General features: G+C 73.9%; 18 protein-coding genes. 9 read left to right on the top strand and 9 right to left on the bottom strand.

What is annotated here, in order from left to right; genetic code table 11:
- The first annotated feature begins 27 nt into the window (after window positions 1-27).
- On the top strand, window positions 28-1,014 hold the full coding sequence (locus tag LCD33_RS19720; RefSeq protein WP_224959488.1) for an endonuclease/exonuclease/phosphatase family protein: 987 nt from the start codon (window positions 28-30) through the stop codon (window positions 1,012-1,014).
- A 220-nt stretch (window positions 1,015-1,234) separates the two neighbouring features.
- Here the strand turns inward: LCD33_RS19720 and LCD33_RS19725 are convergent, their stop codons facing one another.
- The 6 genes from LCD33_RS19725 to LCD33_RS19750 all read right to left on the bottom strand — a co-directional run bounded on the left by LCD33_RS19725 (window position 1,235) and on the right by LCD33_RS19750 (window position 6,820).
- Window positions 1,235-2,068, bottom strand: coding sequence for a Sir2 family NAD-dependent protein deacetylase (locus LCD33_RS19725; protein ID WP_224959490.1), 834 nt, complete (start codon window positions 2,066-2,068; stop codon window positions 1,235-1,237).
- A gap of 54 nt (window positions 2,069-2,122) precedes the next feature.
- The gene (locus LCD33_RS19730) at window positions 2,123-2,431 is read right to left on the bottom strand and encodes an antibiotic biosynthesis monooxygenase (protein ID WP_224959492.1); all 309 of its coding nucleotides are present in this window, start codon (window positions 2,429-2,431) and stop codon (window positions 2,123-2,125) included.
- Between the two features lie 50 nt (window positions 2,432-2,481).
- Entirely contained in the window at window positions 2,482-4,422 is a 1,941-nt protein-coding gene (locus LCD33_RS19735; RefSeq protein WP_224959494.1) for a YhgE/Pip family protein, read from the bottom strand.
- A complete protein-coding gene (locus LCD33_RS19740; RefSeq protein ID WP_224959496.1) occupies window positions 4,419-5,111 on the bottom strand; it encodes an ATP-binding cassette domain-containing protein in 693 nt (230 codons plus the stop codon). The genes LCD33_RS19735 and LCD33_RS19740 overlap by 4 nt, the downstream gene beginning before the upstream one ends.
- 267 nt (window positions 5,112-5,378) lie before the next feature.
- Window positions 5,379-5,888, bottom strand: coding sequence for a 2'-5' RNA ligase family protein (locus tag LCD33_RS19745; RefSeq protein ID WP_224959498.1), 510 nt, complete (start codon window positions 5,886-5,888; stop codon window positions 5,379-5,381).
- A gap of 47 nt (window positions 5,889-5,935) precedes the next feature.
- A complete protein-coding gene (locus LCD33_RS19750) occupies window positions 5,936-6,820 on the bottom strand; it encodes an A/G-specific adenine glycosylase (RefSeq protein WP_224959500.1) in 885 nt (294 codons plus the stop codon).
- 169 nt (window positions 6,821-6,989) lie between these two features.
- On the opposite strand from LCD33_RS19750, the gene LCD33_RS19755 reads away from it, so the two are divergent.
- Window positions 6,990-7,622: a hypothetical protein gene (locus tag LCD33_RS19755; protein ID WP_224959502.1), complete on the top strand. Its 633-nt coding sequence runs from the start codon at window positions 6,990-6,992 to the stop codon at window positions 7,620-7,622.
- Window positions 7,623-7,637: 15 nt separating this feature from the next.
- On the opposite strand, the gene disA is transcribed toward LCD33_RS19755, so the two are convergent.
- The 3 genes from disA to LCD33_RS19770 all read right to left on the bottom strand — a co-directional run bounded on the left by disA (window position 7,638) and on the right by LCD33_RS19770 (window position 10,894).
- The gene (gene disA / locus LCD33_RS19760; protein ID WP_224959504.1) at window positions 7,638-8,705 is read right to left on the bottom strand and encodes a DNA integrity scanning diadenylate cyclase DisA; all 1,068 of its coding nucleotides are present in this window, start codon (window positions 8,703-8,705) and stop codon (window positions 7,638-7,640) included.
- Window positions 8,706-8,828: 123 nt separating this feature from the next.
- Window positions 8,829-10,196, bottom strand: a complete 1,368-nt coding sequence (radA, locus tag LCD33_RS19765; protein WP_224959506.1) for a DNA repair protein RadA — start codon at window positions 10,194-10,196, stop codon at window positions 8,829-8,831.
- A 140-nt stretch (window positions 10,197-10,336) separates the two neighbouring features.
- Window positions 10,337-10,894, bottom strand: a complete 558-nt coding sequence (locus LCD33_RS19770) for a copper chaperone PCu(A)C (protein ID WP_224959508.1) — start codon at window positions 10,892-10,894, stop codon at window positions 10,337-10,339.
- 288 nt (window positions 10,895-11,182) lie between these two features.
- Here LCD33_RS19770 and LCD33_RS19775 point away from each other — a divergent pair, with 288 nt between their 5' ends.
- From LCD33_RS19775 to rlmB, 7 genes are all read left to right on the top strand, one after another.
- Entirely contained in the window at window positions 11,183-11,671 is a 489-nt protein-coding gene (locus LCD33_RS19775) for a CarD family transcriptional regulator (protein ID WP_184483481.1), read from the top strand.
- A gap of 19 nt (window positions 11,672-11,690) precedes the next feature.
- On the top strand, window positions 11,691-12,392 hold the full coding sequence (gene ispD / locus LCD33_RS19780; protein WP_224967460.1) for a 2-C-methyl-D-erythritol 4-phosphate cytidylyltransferase: 702 nt from the start codon (window positions 11,691-11,693) through the stop codon (window positions 12,390-12,392).
- Entirely contained in the window at window positions 12,389-12,871 is a 483-nt protein-coding gene (gene ispF / locus LCD33_RS19785; RefSeq protein ID WP_224959512.1) for a 2-C-methyl-D-erythritol 2,4-cyclodiphosphate synthase, read from the top strand. Before ispD ends, ispF begins: the two co-directional genes overlap by 4 nt.
- Before the next feature lie 101 nt (window positions 12,872-12,972).
- The gene (locus LCD33_RS19790) at window positions 12,973-13,197 is read left to right on the top strand and encodes a hypothetical protein (RefSeq protein WP_224959514.1); all 225 of its coding nucleotides are present in this window, start codon (window positions 12,973-12,975) and stop codon (window positions 13,195-13,197) included.
- Between the two features lie 322 nt (window positions 13,198-13,519).
- Window positions 13,520-14,227 (top strand): HAD family hydrolase, encoded by a 708-nt coding sequence (locus tag LCD33_RS19795; RefSeq protein WP_224959518.1) that lies wholly within the window; start codon window positions 13,520-13,522, stop codon window positions 14,225-14,227.
- 99 nt (window positions 14,228-14,326) lie between these two features.
- A complete protein-coding gene (gene cysS, locus LCD33_RS19800) occupies window positions 14,327-15,721 on the top strand; it encodes a cysteine--tRNA ligase (RefSeq protein ID WP_224959520.1) in 1,395 nt (464 codons plus the stop codon).
- Between the two features lie 7 nt (window positions 15,722-15,728).
- Window positions 15,729-16,700, top strand: coding sequence for a 23S rRNA (guanosine(2251)-2'-O)-methyltransferase RlmB (gene rlmB, locus LCD33_RS19805; RefSeq protein ID WP_224959522.1), 972 nt, complete (start codon window positions 15,729-15,731; stop codon window positions 16,698-16,700).
- Window positions 16,701-16,836: the final 136 nt, after the last annotated feature.

The following is a 16,836-nucleotide window of genomic DNA, read 5'->3' on the forward strand; positions in this document are numbered from 1 at the left end:
TGAGCCGCACGACATCGGGGGTGCTGGATGGGCGCGGCGGTCGCCGAACCCGACGCCGGATCCGCGCGCAGGAGCGGATGCGCCACCGCGCTGTTCCTGCTGGCCGTGATCGGCACCGCCGCGTGGGCGGCCCCTGTGCTGCTGGGGTTCGACACCGCGAACCGCTACCTGATCGCGCTGACCGCGACCCTGCCGTACGCCGTGCCGGTGGGGGTGGTGCTGACCGTGCTGGGCCTGGCGCTGCGCCGGTGGCTGAGCACGCTGCTCGTGGGGCTGCTGTCGGTGGTGCTGGCGGTCCTGGTGCTCCCCCGGGCGATCCCGGACTCGCCGACGCCGGTGCAAGGTTCACCGCTGCGCGTGCTGTCGGTCAACCTGTTTTTCGGCCAGGCCGACGCGGAACGGGTCGTGGACCTGGTGCGGGACGGGCGGATCGACGTGCTCAGCCTGCAGGAGCTCACCCCGGAGGCCGTCGCCGCGCTGGACCGGGCCGGGCTCGCGGCACTGCTGCCGCACCGGGTGCTGCACAGCGGACCGCGGGCGGACGGCAGCGGCATCGCCTCCCGGTTCCCGCTGCGCGAGCTGGCGCTGGTGCCGCCGACCTCGCTGGCCCAGCCGTCCGCGCTGATCCGGCTGCCGGGCGGCCGCGAGGTCGAGTTCGTCGCGGTGCACCCGCTCTACCCGATGGGCGCGGACACGGCCGGTCGCTGGCGGCAGGAGATCGACGCGATGCCGCGGCCGCCGGGGGAGCGCGCCGCGCCGCGGATCCTCGCCGGGGACTTCAACGCGACGCTGGACAACTCGCCGCTGCGGGCGCTGCTCGGCGGCGGCTACTCCGACGTCGCGGAGGTCACCGGGGACGGGCTGGCCCCGACCTGGGGTGCGGGCTGGACGCCGCGCGTCACCATCGACCACGTGCTGGTCAGCGAGGGCCTGGTGGCGCAGGGCTACCAGGTGCACGACGTGCCCGGCAGCGACCACCGGGCGATCAGCGCCCACCTGGTGGTCTCTGGCTGAGGCTGCGCCGGACTCGTCCTGCTCCGGGGGCGGGGTGGCGGAACCTCAGTGGCTCCGCCACGAGGGAAAAGCCGTCCTCGCGAGAATCCCGCTGAGAACCCGCGGGTGGTCCGGAAGCGTGCGTGGTCGGCGGCTCAGCGCTTCGCGCTGACGGGAAGCGAACACGATCTGCGGTGGCGCGGTTCTGCTCGCCGGGTGTTGTGCTCGCAGTGGCGGGCGGTCACGCGTTGAGCGAGGCGTCGATGGCGCGCAGGGCCGGTAGCGCCGGTTCCGGGAGGGACAGGCCGCGACCGTGCCGCACGTCGGGTTCGCGCGGGTTGATGCGGATCAGCGCGCCGGAGGCGGCCGAGGCCAGTTCGGCGTGCCTGCGCACCGTCGGCACCGCGGTGCCCGCGCCGAGCTCCACCACCACCAGCCGTGCCGCCCGCAACGAGCGCCGCCACTCCTGCAGGGCGTCCAGCCGCGGCTGCGCGTCCCCGGCGACCCAGCTCCAGTCCCCGAACATCAGGATGTTCGGCCGCGCCGTGCCGCCGCAGTTCCGGCAGACGGGCAGCGGTGGTTCCGCGCGCATCGTCGCCGGATCGACCCGCACCGAGACGTTGGCCGCCGACCACACGTCGTCCGTGCACGGTTCCAGGCACTGCAACCGGTGGATGCTGCCGTGGCACTCGGCGACGTGCTCCGGGGCGAACCCGGCCGCCTGGAACTGGCCGTCGACGTTCGAGGTGAACACCCGGGCGCCGAGCGGCATCCGCCGCGCCCACCGGTGCAGGATCGCGAAGCCCTCGTGCGGCACCGTCTCGCGGTACAGCCCCAGCCGGTGCCCGTAGAAACCCCACGCCAGCTCGGGGTCCTCGGCGAAGTGCACCGGATCGGCCACCTCGACGAAGCTCAACCCGAGCCGCTCGTACGGCGGGTACGCCCGCCAGAAACCGGTGTCGCCGCGGAAGTCCGGGAGCCCGGAGTCGACGCCGATCCCGGCGCCCGCGCACACCAGCAGCGCTTCCGCCCCGGCGACGGATTCCGCCGCCGCGGCGATCGCGTCCGTGCTCACCGCGCTCCTCCACCTCGAATCCCGGGCGGGCGCGGCGCCCGCCCGGGAGGTCGCTCACGCGTCCTTGTGCTTGGCCTGCACGACCTCGAACTCCAGCAGGCTGGAACCGGTGGCGACGGTGTTCTTGTGCTCGCCGGAGTGCGCGGCCTTCGCCGGACCCTGCGCCCAGTTCTGGAAGTCCTCTTCGGACTCCCACTTCGTGTAGACGAAGTACCGGTTGTCGCCCTGCACGGGCCGCAGCAGCTCGAAGCCGAGGAACCCGGGGGAGTCCTCCACCGAGCCGTGGCGCCCGGCGAAGCGCTTCTCCAGTTCGGGGCCGGAGCCCTCGGGGACCTCGATCGCGTTGATCTTCACAACAGCCATGCACCCAGCCTACGGGCCCGCACGGGGCATGACGAGCAGCGCAGCGGGGCTCACAGTTCGAGCTGCGGGTGCAGCCTGCCGATCGTCCACGTCCGGTGCCGCAGCACCACCAGCGACGTCAGCACCAGGAACCCGACGAGCACGCCGCCCAGCACGATCGCGTCCCGCGCCAGGTGCGCGGGCTCGCCACCGGTGAACGCGACTCGCAGGCCGTCCACCAGGTAGCTCATCGGCAGCACCGCGTGCAGCGCCTGGAACGGCGCCGGGGCCGTCTCCACCGGGTACAGCCCGCCGGATGCGGTGATCTGCACCAGCAGCAGCGCCACCGAGACGAGCCCGCCGACCACGCCGAACGCCGCCCGCAGGAAGTGGTTCACCGCGGTGAACGCGGCCGCCGCCAGCGCGACCAGCCCCACCGCCGAAGGCAGGTCCACCGGGTCCAGCCCCAGCCCCAGGTCCATCGCGCCCAGCAGCACCAGCCCGCCGATCACCCCGAGCACCGCCGCGGGCAGCAGGCCGCCGACGGCGATCGACAGCGGATTGGTGCGCCCGCCCAGCGCCCGCTGGTTCAGCGGGGTGAACAGCAGGTAGGCGAACAACCCGAACACCCACAGCGCGATCGCGAAGAACAGCGGCGCCACCCCGCGCCCGTACACGTCGGCGGAGTTCAGCGTCGTCGCCCGCACCGCCGACGGCGTGCCCAGCTCGGAGGAGGCCCGCGCGACCTCCGTCGGCCCGGCGGGCGGCATCCGGTCCAGGCTGTCCCGCACCTGGTCGGCGAGTCGCCGCGCCCCGTCGTTGAGCTGCCCCGAGCTGGTCTGCGCGACACCGATGTTCGCGACCAGCGCGTTCACGCCCTGGGTGAGCCCGCCGGAGCCGCCGGTGAGCTCCGCGGAGGCGAGCCGCAACCGGCTCGCGGGCTCGGCGAGGTCGTTCGCCGCCTCCTGCAGCGGTGCCAGCTCGTCGCGCAGCGCCAGCGCCCGGTCCTGGGCTTCGGCGGCGGAGCGCTGCGCGTCCCGCGCCGTGCCGTCGAGCGCCGAGGTGGTGGAGGCGAGCCGCCGCGCGTCGGCCAGCGCGGACCGGTACGCGGGATCGTCGGCCAGGCCCGGGTGCCGCTGGGCCAGCTGCTCCAGCGCCCCGGCCGATCCGCCTGCCTGCCGCTGGGCCGCCGCGGCCCCGCCGGAGATCGAATTCAGGTCGGCGACCGCGGAGGAGCTCGCGTCCAGCAGCGCATCGGTGGTGGCGGGCAGCTGCTGCCCGGTGAAGTCGGTGATCGAGGACAGCTTGTCGTCGAGCTCGGCGGAGGCAGCCGCGACGTCCCGGACCCCGCCGGACACCCGGCCCGCGCCGTCCCGCACCCCGCTGAGCCCGCGGGCCAGCGCCCCGGTGCTCTGCTTGCTCAGCTGGGTGCCCTGCACCAGCTGCTCGGAGACCTCCGACGCGGTGCCGAGCTTGCCGCGCACCTCGCCGAGGTCGCCGTACAGCCCGCGCGCGTAGGCGGCGTACGCGGCGGCGTTGATCTGGTTCTGCAGCTCGTAGCGCGCCGCGTCCGCCATGATCCCGGCCAGGTGACCGTTGGCGTCGTTCCTGGTCAGCAGCACCGCGGGGCGCTGCGGGGAGCTGCGCGTGGACTGCGCCAGCCGGGTGCTGAAGTCCTCCGGGACGCGGATCGTGAAGTAGTAGCGGCCGTCCTCCAGCCCGCTGCGCGCGGTGCCCGCGTCGACGAAGTGCCACTGGAACGTGTCGGTGGTGCGCAGCTGCTGCACGAACTGCTCGCCGGCGTTGATCTGCTCCCCGTTGTGATCGGCGGGCCGGTCGGAGTTGACCACCGCCACCGGCACCTGCGCGGTCCGCCCGTACGGGTCCCAGTTGGACCACAGGAACAGCACGCCGTACAGCAGCGGGACGAGGATCAGCACGGCGGGCGCGAACCGGCGCCACGGCCCGCGGAAGCGCCGCAGCTCCAGCCACGCCAGGTAGATCGCCTTCATCGGAGGTCCTCGCCCGCGGTGGAGCTGAACAGCGGCAGCCCGCCGGTGTCGTCGCCGAAGTCGACGACGTTGTACGGCAACCGGATCAGCACGTCCGCCTCCGAACCGGGTTCGGTGGCGCTGGCCAGCACGGTCGTCCCGGTGTCCGCGACGGCCCGCAGCGCCGACCACACCCGGTTGCGCCCGGAGGGCAGCAGCCCGGCGGTCACGTCGTCCACCACGATCCCCGGCGGGCCGCCCGCGGTGGCGAGCGCGATCGCGAGCAGCAGCCGGTCGTCCGGGTAGAGCTCGTCGATCAGCGCGGCCCGGTCGACGTCCACCCCGACCAGCGCCAGCGCCCGGTCCACGTCCTGCGCGCTGACGCGGGCGGTGATGCGGCGCTCCCGGACGGCCTCCCGGACCCGGAGCCTGCCGTCCAGCTCGAAACCGGGGGAGAGGCGGGCGGGGACGACGACCTTGCGCACCAGGCCGGCGCGGCGCGGGGCCTCATCGATCTCGATGCGCCCGGCGACGGTGCGCAGCCTGCCGGACAGCGCGAGCAGCAGCGAGGTGCGGCCGGTGCCGCCCTCGCCGAGGACGACGGCGAGTTCGCCCGGGTACACGCGGGCGTCGACGTTCTCGAAGACGATGCCCTCCGGTCCGGTGGCCGTGATCCCGCGCGCCACGATGCTCACGCCTTCGACGTCCATCTCGCTCCTCACGCCGCGTGACAGGATGCCGGTCCAAAGTGGCCCCTCACCTGGGCGGGAGCAACTCGGGCGAGCACCCCTCGTAGTCCACAGTGGAGGGATCGACTTCGCTGGTGGGCGGGGTTCCGCGAGTCCGTGGGCGGGCGCTCGGACGGCCGCGGATCACCCGTTCCGGGGCCGGGGCGCGGGCCGTGCTCCGCGCTCGGCGGGCATCGACCGGCGCTCGGAGAGGCGGATCGGGGGCACCGCTGATCGAGCGCCCGGTGCTCAGCGCGCGACGAGCACGTCCGCGGTGCCGTCGCGGGAATCCAGCACCGCGACCTCGGCGACGGCCGCCCGCACCGGTTCCGCCGAGCGCAGCGCGTCGAACCCCGCGGTGAGCTCCGCGCCGCCCAGCGCCGGGGTCAGCGCGCAGTGCGGGATCCAGGCCCCGGGGAAGTGGTACGCCGACGGGTTCGACACCCGGCCCGCCAGCACGTCGTGCACCGCCGAGTGCACCGCCAGCAGCTCCGCGTCCACCACCGCCGTCAGCAGCAGCACCGCGTCCTCGCCCGGGAACGTGCCCAGCGTGGAGAACCACAGGTCCGGCAGGAACAGCGACCGCAGCTCGGCGCGCAGCGCCGCGCGGGCGGCGGCCGGGATCGAGCTCGCCGACGCCAGCACCACGCCCGGGCGGCCGTCCAGCACCGGAACCCGCGCCGCGGCCGCGTTCTCGCGCAGCGCCCGCAACCGCCGCTCGGTCGCGTCGTCGAAGAACACGGTCAGCGCCTGCGCCATCGGTTCCGCCCTCCGGGCCGTCGTCGCCGGGAGGCCCGGCCGGTCGCTCAGTGCTCGCCGGGGAGGGCGAAGCGACCGTCGTCGGTCTGCTCCAGCAACCCGTCCACCAGCAGCGAATCCAGGCAGCGGTCCCGCTGGCCCGCGTCCTGCCACACCGCGTCGAGCGCGGCGCGCGGCACCGGGCCCTCCGTGCCGCGCAGCACGTCCAGCAGCTTGCCGCGCACCTGGCGGTCCGTGCCCGCGAACTTCTGCACCTTCTTCGGCGGCCCCGTGTAGGCCGGGCGACCCGCGTGCTGCCACGCGCAGTCCGCCGCGATCGGGCAGCGCTCGCAGGCGGGGGAGCGGACCGTGCACACGACCTGCCCCAGCTCCATCAGCGCCGCCGAGAGCCGGGCCGCGCTCGCGTCGTCGGACGGCAGCAGCGCGTCCACGTCCGCCAGGTCCCGCTTCGTCGACGGCGGGCCGGCATCGCCCGCGCCGTGCACCGCGCGCGCCACCACCCGGCGCACGTTGGTGTCCACCACCGGGGCCCGCCTGCCGTAGGCGAACGCGGCCACGGCGCGCGCCGTGTAAGCGCCGATGCCCGGCAGCGCCAGCAAGGTGTCCACATCGGACGGAACGACGTCGCCGTGGTCGGCGGCGATCGCGGCCGCGGCCTGGTGCAGCCGCAGCGCTCGCCGCGGGTAGCCGAGCTTGCCCCAGGCGCGCAGCACCTCCGCCTGGGTGGCCGCGGCCAGGTCGGACGGGCGCGGCCAGCGCTCCAGCCACTCCTGCCAGATCGGGGCGACCCGGTTCACCGGCGTCTGCTGCAGCATCGTCTCGCTGACCAGCACGCCCCAGCCGGTGACACCCGGCGCGCGCCACGGCAGCGGGCGGGCCTCGGCGGCGAACCAGTCGGTCAGTTCGGTGGGGTCCCAGGCGATCGTCGTCATCTCGGATTCGATCCTGCCACCACTCCACCGGGGCACGCGCGCCGCCCCGAGCCCGTGCCTGCGTCACCTGAAGGGGTTGCAGAACGCGACTGATCAACCGCACCAATACACCTGATCGGGGCCATTGGCATTGGGCCGTTCGGCGGGATCACCGGGTTACTGTCGGGCGGTGCTGGATCCCATCGGACCGCTCCCACGCGAGGTGTACTGGCGACGCCGGGCACTGGCAGTCGGCGTGATCCTGCTGGTCACCGCCCTGGTGGTGTGGGGGATCGTCGTCCTCGCCGGAGTCCTGGCCCCGCGCGCGTCCGCGCCCGTCCCGCAGGCCGCACCATCACCGGCCGCCCCGAACGCGGCCGAACCACCGCCCGCGCCGAAGGCCCCGCCGCCACCGCCCGCGTGCGCCGACCAGGACCTGCGGATCGCCGCCGAACCGGCCCGCCCGAGCTTCCCCGCGGGCGAACCCGTCGAACTCCGCATGATCGTCACCAACGCCAGTTCCCACGCCTGCGTCCGCAACACCGACCGGATGCTCCGCGAAGTGGTCGTGTCCACCGAGAACGGCACCAGGTTCTGGTCCAGCAACGACTGCCACGTCGAATCCACCAACGAGAAGCCCCTGCTGGAACCCGGGAAGTCCGTGCGCAACGAGATCCGGTGGACCGGCGTCGCCTCCACCCGCGACGCGAGCCCCGCCCAGTGCGCCGCCGAACGCGACACCGCCCCCGCGGGCGCGTACGTGGTCGGGGCCCGGCTCGACCGCATGGTCAGCGAACCCGCGCCCTTCCGCATCACCGGCTGAGGCCGTCCCCGCTGATCAGAGGTGGCGGCCCGCTTCGGCCAGCCGGCCCAGCGAGGCGCGGAGCGAGCGGGCGCGGGCTTCGCCGATGAACTCCACCTCGCACAGCTGCGGGACGTCCGCGGCCAGCAGCGCCTGCAGGGACCCGAAGTGCGCCACCAGCTGCCTGCGCACCGCGGGCGGCAGCCGCGGCACCCGCGCCAGCAGCCGGTACCCGCGCGGCCGCAGCGGCTGCTCCAGGTCCTCCGTCCCGTCCGGGTAGCCGAACGCCCGCGCCACCGCCGTCAGGTCCAGCAGCGCCGTCGCGTCCAGCTCCGCCAGCGCCGCGTCCACCTGCTCCGTCGTCGGCAACCCGCCCGCGGTCGGCAGGTACTCCTGCACCACCAGCTCCCGGTCCAGGTCGATGCCGCCGACCAGCTCGTCCAGCTGGAGCTCGATCAACCGGCCGTCGCTGCCCAGCTCGACGACCGCGCCGCCGATCTCGTCGGAGATGCGGCGCACCATCTCCAGGCGCTGCACCACCGTCATCGCGTCCCGCAGCGTCACCGCGTCCGCCACCTCCAGCGCGGACAGGGTGTGCGTCACCTCCGCCAGCCGCGCCGTGTAGCGCTCCAGCGTGGCCAGCGCCTGGTTCGCCCGGGACAGGATCTCCGGCGAACCCGACAGCACGTGCCGGTAGCCGTGGATGTAGACGCTGACCAGGCTCATCGACTGGCTCACCGACACCACGGGGTGGCCGGTGTGGATGGCGGTGCGCTCCGCCGTGCGGTGCCGGGTCCCCGACTCGTCGGTGGGGATCGTCGGGTCCGGGACCAGCTGCACGTTGGCCCGGAGGATGCGGGTCCCGTCGGTGGACAGCACCACGGCACCGTCCATCTTGGACAGCTCGCGGAGCCGGGTCGCGCTGAACCCCACGTCCAGCCGGAAGCCGCCGTCGCAGATCGACTCCACGGTCGCGTCGTGGCCCAGCACGATCAGCGCCCCGGTGCGGCCGCGCAGGATCCGTTCCAGCGCGTCCCGCAGTGCGGTCCCCGGCGCCAGCCACGCCAGCGTCGTCCGCAACGACTCGGGATGACCATCGGCCACGACTCCCCCCTCAGCTGCCTGTTCTCGAACTCCTGGTGCGATCGGGTCGGTGTCCGGCGCCTGCTGCCCGCCCGGCGCCTGGTGCCCGGCGTCCGGCGGTGCGGTCCGCGGCTGCGCCGATGGTCAGCGGGAGCGCAGGGACTTCAGCGCCGTCTTGATGTCCGGCACCTCGGTGGCCCGGATGCCCGGTGGCAACCGGCCCGAGTCCGGCGGCACCAGCGCCCGGTCGAAGCCGAGCCGCGCGGCCTCCGCGAGCCGCCTGCCGACCCCGCTGACCCGGCGGATCTCCCCGGCCAGCCCGACCTCGCCGATCACCACGATGTTCGGCGGCAGCGGCACGTCCAGCGCGGAGGAGGCGACCGCCAGCGCCACCGCCAGGTCCGCGGCGGGTTCGGTGACCTTCATGCCGCCGACCGTCGCCGCGAACACCTCCTTCTCCCCGGTGCGGATCCGGCCGCGCTTGTCCAGCACCGCCAGCGTCATCGACACCCGGGCCGAGTCCAGGCCGCTCACCGCACGCCGCGGGATCTGCATCTGGGTGGGCGCGACGAGCGCCTGCACCTCCGCCAGCAGGGGGCGCTTGCCCTCCACCATCACGGTGACCGCGGTGCCGGGAACCGCCGCCTCCTGCCGGTTCAGGAACAGCCCGGACGGGTCGGTGACCTCGGCGATGCCGTCGTCGCGCTGCTCGAAGCAGCCGACCTCGTCGGCCGGGCCGAACCGGTTCTTGATGCCGCGCAGCATCCGCAGCGCCGAGTGCCGGTCGCCCTCGAAGTTGAGCACCACGTCCACCAGGTGTTCCAGGGCCCGCGGGCCCGCGACCGCGCCGTCCTTCGTCACGTGCCCGACCAGGACCACCGGCAGCCCGCGCTCCTTCGCCAGCGCGACCAGGCCGGAGGTCACGGCGCGCACCTGCGTCACGCCGCCGGGGGTGCCGTCCACGTCGGGCGACTGCACCGTCTGCACCGAGTCCACGATCAGCAGCCCCGGCTTGATCGCGTCCACGTGCCCGAGCACCGCCGACAGGTCGTTCTCCGAGCCCAGGAACAGCTCCGGGTCCAGCGAGTTCGTCCGCTCCGCGCGCAGCCGCACCTGACCGGCCGACTCCTCGCCCGTGATGTACAACGAGGGGCCGCCGGTGCGGGCCGCGGCCCAGCGGTGCGCGACCTCCAGCAGCAGCGTCGACTTGCCCACCCCGGGCTCACCGGCGAGCAGCATCACCGCGCCCGGCACGATGCCGCCGCCGAGCACCCGGTCCAGTTCCGCGATGCCGGTCGGGACGGCCCGCGCCGAGTCCAGGTCCACTTCGCCGATGGGGCGGGCCGCGCTGGACGGGGCGGCCGCGGACAGCTTCGCCAGCGCGGGCCGCGCCGGGGCCGCCTCCTCCACGGTGTTCCACTCGTGGCACTTCGGGCAGCGGCCGACCCACTTCGCGACCTCGTGACCGCATTCGGCGCAGCGGTAGGCGGGACGGGCGTTCTTGGTAGGCACGGGGCGAGGCTATAAGCCGGGCCCGACGGGACCCGTGCCGACACACGCCCGCGTGTCGGCGCCCGCCCGGCGAGCAGGCCCCGGACGCAGCGGAGGCCGCCCCCGACGGGACGGCCTCCGGCTGCTGTTCGAGCTGGGTGTCAGTGGTGCGATTCCTCGCCACCGGTGTCCGGTCGCGGGGTGGAGTCCTCCCCGATCGGGACCTGCACGGTGAGCGGGCCCGCCTTCTCGAACACGAAGGTCACCGGGACGGTCACGCCGGGCGTGATGTCCTGGGTGAGGCCCTTCAGAGTGATCGAGACCTCCTGCTGATCCGGGGTCGCGGAGCCCTCCGCGCCGTAGGCGTGCAGCGCGGACCGCGACGGCAGGGTGCGGTTCTTGGCGACGTCGACGGAGGCCGCGTAGGTCGAGGAGGCCTCGACCAGCTTGTCCGCCTCGGCGCCGTCGTTGATCAGCACGGCGGCCAGCGGAGCGGAGGCGCCCTTGGCGTAGCGGGTCCCCGTCTCCGGGAAGGACAGCGTCGCGTTCCGGACGCCGATGCCGCCGGCGTCCCCGCTGCCGCCCGCGACGGCGGCGACCTGCGTGTCGGTCTCGGTGACCTGCCCGGCGCTGCATCCGGCGAGCGCCAGGACGGCGCCCAGGCCGAGGGCGGCCGAGGTCAACCGCACGCGGAAGGTGTGGTGCTGAAGGCGGCTCACGGTGGCAGTGTCCTTCCTGATAGCCGGACGACCGCGATGGAGCTTAATGGTCCGCTCCGGAGGACCAGTAGGCAGACCCCACATCGGCCCCCGGTCCGGGGTCGTGAACCGTGTTCGGAAGGTGTCCACAGTGGATCAAAAGGGGGCGCCGGAGACCCCCGGGAAGCATGCCCGGAGCCTGTTTGTCAACCCCCGATCGCGTCCTGACCTGCGACGACGGACGGGAGCCGGTCGAGGCTCGGTTGCCGCGCATGCTAAGCTGGGCGCAGCGAAAGGGGCAGAGGACACATGGTTTTCAAGGTCGGAGAGACCGTCGTCTACCCGCATCACGGTGCCGCGCTCATCGAAGCAATCGAGACCCGTGTGATCAAGGGCGAGGAGAAGCAATACCTCGTCCTCAAGGTCGCGCAAGGTGACTTGACCGTTCGAGTTCCCGCTGACAACGCCGAGATCGTCGGCGTTCGGGACGTCGTCGGTCAAGAGGGTCTGGACCGCGTCTTCGACGTGCTGCGCGCCCCGCACACCGAGGAACCGACTAACTGGTCCCGGCGGTACAAGGCCAACGTGGAGAAGCTCGCCTCCGGCGATGTGAACAAGGTGGCCGAAGTGGTGCGCGACCTCTGGCGGCGCGAGAAGGACCGTGGCCTGTCCGCGGGTGAGAAGCGCATGTTGGCCAAGGCCAGGCAAATACTGGTCAGCGAATTGGCGCTGGCCGAGGGCACCGACGAGGGCAAGGCCGAGTCCCTGCTGGACGAAGTTCTCGCCACGGCCGTGTGATCGGCGGGTTCTGCTCAACGTGACGGTGGTGGCCCTCGTTCCGGCCGCCGGGCGCGGTGTGCGCCTCGGTGCCGGGATGCCGAAAGCACTGGTCCAGGTCGCGGGCCGATCTCTGCTGGTGCGCGCGGTCGGTGGTCTGCTGGACTCCGGGCGCGTGCACCACGTGGTCGTCGCCGCCCCGCCGGACCAGATCGACGTGGTCGAGCGCGAGCTCGGCGAGTTCGACGCGGCGGCGGTGCACGTGGTGGCCGGTGGTGCCGACCGCACCGAGTCCGTCCGCCTCGCGCTCGCGGTCACCGAACGGGCCGTGCCCGACGCCGACGTGGTGCTGGTGCACGACGCGGCCCGCGCGTTCACCCCGCCCGCCATGATCGGTGCCGTGGTGGACGCCGTGCTCGGCGGTGCGTCCGCGGTGATCCCGGTGCTGCCCGTCGCCGACACCATCAAGCAGGTCGACGAGGCCGGTGCGGTCACCGCGACCGTCGACCGCTCCCCGCTCCGCAGCGTGCAGACCCCGCAGGGCTTCCGGCCCGGCGTGCTGCGCGCCGCCTACGACGCGGCCGGGGGCGCCGCCACCGATGACGCCGGGCTCGTGGAGCGGGCCGGTGGCGAGGTGCGCACCGTGCCCGGTCACCCGAACGCGCTGAAGATCACCACCGCCTTCGACCTGGCGGTCGCCGAGTCGGTGCTCGCCGTCGAACCGATCGGAGAACTCCGGTGACCGGACCGCTGCCGAGGATCGGCCAAGGCGTCGACGTGCACCCCGTGGAAGCCGGCCGGGAGTGCTGGATCGCCGGCCTGCGGTGGCCCGGCGTCGACGGGTGCAGCGGCCACTCCGACGGGGACGTCGCCGCGCACGCGCTGTGCGACGCGCTGCTGTCCGCGGCGGGGCTCGGCGACCTGGGTGCCGTGTTCGGCACCGGCGGTGATCGCTGGGCCGGGGCGCACGGTGCGGAACTGCTCACCGAGGTGGTGGACCGGATCACCGCCGCCGGGTTCCAGGTCGGCAACGCCACCGTGCAGGTCATCGGCAACGCGCCCCGCATCGGCAAGCGCCGCGAGGAAGCCCAGCGGGTGCTCTCCGAGGTGCTCGGCGCGCCGGTGTCGGTGTCCGGCACGACCAGCGACGGGCTCGGGCTCACCGGCCGTGGCGAAGGCATCGCCGCCGTCGCCACCGCATTGCTCTTCCCGGCGGCTTGACCAGCACGTCCGGTTAAATCTTCCCCACCTGGGGGTCAAGTCGGGGAAAGGTCCGGGTTCGCACCCTGGTCGTACCGCCCGCCGCGGGTCATGCTCGACGCATGGTGATCGAACGCAACCGCTGGGTGCGCAGGGCCGTGGTCGGCCAGCCCGTGATCGCTTGGCCCTGTTCGCTGCTGCTGTGGGCGGCCGGTGGCGCCGCCGCGCTCGTCCTCGCCGCCGCCATCCTGTGGATCAGCACCGCCTCGTGCGTCTTCGGCATCCTCGCCCCGCTCCACCACGACGACCCGATCCCCGCCGACCGACTCACCTCCGGCACGTCCTGACCTCGATCGGAGCCCGATCACCTCGACCGCCGCCGCGCCGGTGGAACCCTGCGGGGTGATCAGCGGGAGCCGGCCCGGCCCGGCGGCTCCGGCCGGTCTCGCGCGCCGGCGCCGCCACCGCGCCGGGCGGCTGGGCGCGGTCCTCGTCGGACGGCAGGACGTCGCACGCGGCGCGGATCCGGGTGGCCCGCTCCTGCCGCGCGCGGTGCTCGGCCACGTCCGGGCTGCGCGGCCGGTGGGCGCGGTGCGCCGCGTCGGCGACCGGTGGTGAGATCGGCCGCAGCGGCGGGAGCGGGCGCGGCGCGGCCCGTAGGGTGGCCGGGTGAGCTTGCGCGCGGTGTTCTTCGACTACTCGGGCACGTTGTTCCGGCTGGAGCAGGACGCGTCCTGGCTCGCCGGGCTGACCGACGGCAGCGGTGATCCGCTGACCCTGGAGGCGCAGACCGAGCTGCTGCGCAGGCTCACCGCCCCCACCGGTCGCGTCGTCGAGTTCGAGCCGGAGTTCCAGGAGGCCTGGGACCAGCGCGACCTCGACCCGGAGATGCACCGCAAGTCCAACATCGAGGTGCTGCGGCTCTCCGGCGTCAGCACCGCGGAACAGGCGGAGGCGCTCTACGCCCGCCTGGTGGACCCGCTGTCCTGGACGCCGTACCCGGACACCGCGGAGGTGCTGCGCGGGCTGCGCGACGCGGGCGTGGGGATCGGCGTGATCAGCAACATCGCCTTCGACATCCGCCCGGCGTTCGAGAAGCTCGGCGTGTTCGACCTGGTCGACGAGTACCTGATGTCCTACGTCGAAGGCGTGATCAAGCCCGACCCGAAGCTGTTCCTGCGCGCCTGCGAGCGGCTCGGCGTCGAACCGGCCGAAGCGCTCATGATCGGTGACAGCGAGGAGGCCGACGGCGGTGCGGCCGCGATCGGCTGCGCGGTGTCCATCGTGGAACCGCTGCCCACCGCGCAGCGGCCGGACGCCCTGCTCGCGGCGGTCGCGGAGCACGGCGTGCTGCCCGCCTCGCCCGCGGGGGCGTGAGCACCGCGACCGGATCTCCGGCGGAGCGCACAGCGCGAAGCCTTGACGAGCAGGCCCCTGTCGTGGTTCACGATCGGAGGACCCCCGTACCATCGAGGCGTGAGCCTGCACCTGCATGACACCGCGACCCGCACGACGCGCGAATTCCACCCGCGCTGCGACGGAGTGGCGTCGATCTACGTCTGTGGGGCGACGGTGCAGGGCGTGCCGCACATCGGTCACGTGCGCAGCGGGCTCGACTTCGACGTGCTGCGCCGCTGGCTGCTGCACACCGGGTACGACGTGCGGCTGGTCCGCAACGTCACCGACATCGACGACAAGATCATCGCGAAGGCGGGGGAGGCCGGCCGTCCCTGGTGGGAGTGGGCCGCCACGCACGAGCGCGCCTTCGAGAGCGCCTACGACCGGCTCGGTTGCCTCCCGCCGTCCGCGCTGCCCCGGGCCACCGGGCACATCGGGCAGATGGTCGAGCTGATCCAGCGGCTGATCGACAAGGACCACGCCTACCCGGCGGGCGGCGACGTGTACTTCTCCGTCGGCTCCTTCGCCGCGGAGTACGGGCGGCTGTCCGGTCAGCGCCTCGACGAGGTGCAGCAGGGCGAGCACGCCGCCGCGGGCAAGCGCGACCCGCGCGACTTCACGCTGTGGAAGGGCGCCAAGCCCGGCGAGCCGAGCTGGCCCACGCCGTGGGGCGACGGCCGCCCCGGCTGGCACCTGGAGTGCTCGGCGATGGCCACCTACTACCTCGGCGCCGAGTTCGACATCCACGGCGGCGGCCTGGACCTGGTGTTCCCGCACCACGAGAACGAGCTCGCCCAGTCGAACGCCGCGGGGGACCCGTTCGCCCGCTACTGGCTGCACAACGCCTGGGTGACGATGAGCGGCGAGAAGATGTCGAAGTCGCTCGGCAACACCATGAGCATCCCGGCCGTGCTGGAGCGGGCCCGCGCGTGCGAGCTGCGCTACTACCTGGTTGCCCCGCACTACCGGTCGACGGTGGAGTTCTCCGAGGAGGCGCTGCAGGAAGCGGTCGCCACCTACCGGCGCATCGAATCTTTCGTGCATCGGGTCGCGCAGCGCACCGGCGGCGTGGGGCACGGGGACGTGCGTCCCGAGTTCGCCGCGGCGATGGACGACGACCTGTCCACGCCGCAGGCGGTGGCCGCGGTGCACACCACGATCCGCGAGGGCAACGCCGCGCTCGACACCGGTGACGACGAGGCCGCGCGCGCCGCGGCGGCCTCGGTGCGCACCATGACCGACGTGCTCGGCTTGGACCCCCTCGCCCCGCAGTGGGCCGAGGAGTCCGGCGCGGACGACGCCGCGCGCCGAGCACTCGCAGAGCTGGTCGACGGCCTGCTGGAGCAGCGGCAGAAGGCTCGGGCGGAGCGCGACTTCGCCACCGCCGACCTGCTGCGGGACCGGCTGCTGGCTTCCGGCGTCGCCGTCGAGGACACACCCGACGGTCCGTTGTGGACACTCAAGGACGGGTGAACGAACGTTGGCAGGCAACGACAAGCGCCGTGGGGCGACCCGCAAGCCGGGAACCAAGAAGGGGATGGTGAAGGGCTCCGGCGGCCAGCGCCGCAAGGGCCTCGAAGGCAAGGGCCCCACCCCCAAGGCCAAGGACCGGGTTCCGCACCCGGCGAAGAAGCGCGCCGATGCCGCCAAGGCGCGCACCGAGCAGCAGAACCGCAGGCAGCGCGAGCAGCGCGAACTGCCCGAGATGGTGGCCGGTCGCAACCCGGTCGCCGAATGCCTCCGCGCCGGCGTGCCCGCCACCGGGCTGTACGTGGCGCAGGGCATCGACACCGACGACCGGGTCAAGGACGCGGTGCGCAACGCGTCCGACCGGGGCATCTCGGTGATCGACGTGCCCCGCACCGAGCTGGACCGGATGACCGGCGGCGCCATGCACCAGGGCCTCGTGCTGCAGGTGCCGCCGTTCAAGTACGCGCACCCGGACGACGTGCTCGCGCACGCCGCCGACTCCGGCCGGCCGCCGCTGCTGGTGGCGCTGGACGGGGTCACCGACCCGCGGAACCTGGGCGCGGTGATCCGCTCGGCCGCCGCGTTCGGCGCGCACGGCGTGATCCTCCCGCAGCGGCGCAGCGCCGGGATGACCGCCGTCGCGTGGCGCACCAGCGCGGGCACCGCGGCGCAGCTGCCGGTGGCGATGGCCGTGAACCTCACCCGCACCCTCAAGGACCTCAAGAACGAGGGCCTGATGGTCGTGGGGCTCGACGCGGACTCCGACATCACCTCCGACGAGCTGGAGCTCGCCGGCGGCCCGCTGGTGGTCGTCGTCGGCTCCGAAGGGCGCGGGCTGTCCCGGCTGGTGCGGGAGACCTGCGACCAGACGGTGTCGATCCCGATGGCCGGGCAGGTGGAGTCGCTGAACGCCTCCGTCGCGGCCGGGGTGGTGCTGGCCGAGGTGGCGCGGCGCCGCCGCATCAAGCCGGTCACCTACTGATCGTCCGGTGGGGGGGGCCGCGGGGGGGGGGGGCGCCCCCCCCCCGCCCGCGCCCCCGGCGCGGTAGCCCTTCTCCAGCCGCATCCCGTTGAACGCGGCCCGGCCCGCGGGGAAGATGCCGTGCTCGGCGCCCTGC

Origin of the sequence: Saccharopolyspora sp. 7B, from assembly GCF_020177435.1 — a bacterium.
Classification (GTDB): Bacteria; Actinomycetota; Actinomycetes; order Mycobacteriales; family Pseudonocardiaceae; genus Saccharopolyspora_C; species Saccharopolyspora_C gregorii.

Coding starts and splice junctions, on each gene's coding strand:
- LCD33_RS19735 (WP_224959494.1), bottom strand. CDS start 4,422: ATGAAGGCGATCTACCTGGCGTGGCTGGAGCTGCGGCGCTTCCGCGGG.
- LCD33_RS19745 (WP_224959498.1), bottom strand. CDS start 5,888: ATGGCGCAGGCGCTGACCGTGTTCTTCGACGACGCGACCGAGCGGCGG.
- LCD33_RS19740 (WP_224959496.1), bottom strand. CDS start 5,111: ATGGACGTCGAAGGCGTGAGCATCGTGGCGCGCGGGATCACGGCCACC.
- LCD33_RS19730 (WP_224959492.1), bottom strand. CDS start 2,431: ATGGCTGTTGTGAAGATCAACGCGATCGAGGTCCCCGAGGGCTCCGGC.
- LCD33_RS19775 (WP_184483481.1), top strand. CDS start 11,183: ATGGTTTTCAAGGTCGGAGAGACCGTCGTCTACCCGCATCACGGTGCC.
- LCD33_RS19790 (WP_224959514.1), top strand. CDS start 12,973: ATGGTGATCGAACGCAACCGCTGGGTGCGCAGGGCCGTGGTCGGCCAG.
- LCD33_RS19750 (WP_224959500.1), bottom strand. CDS start 6,820: ATGACGACGATCGCCTGGGACCCCACCGAACTGACCGACTGGTTCGCC.
- LCD33_RS19720 (WP_224959488.1), top strand. CDS start 28: ATGGGCGCGGCGGTCGCCGAACCCGACGCCGGATCCGCGCGCAGGAGC.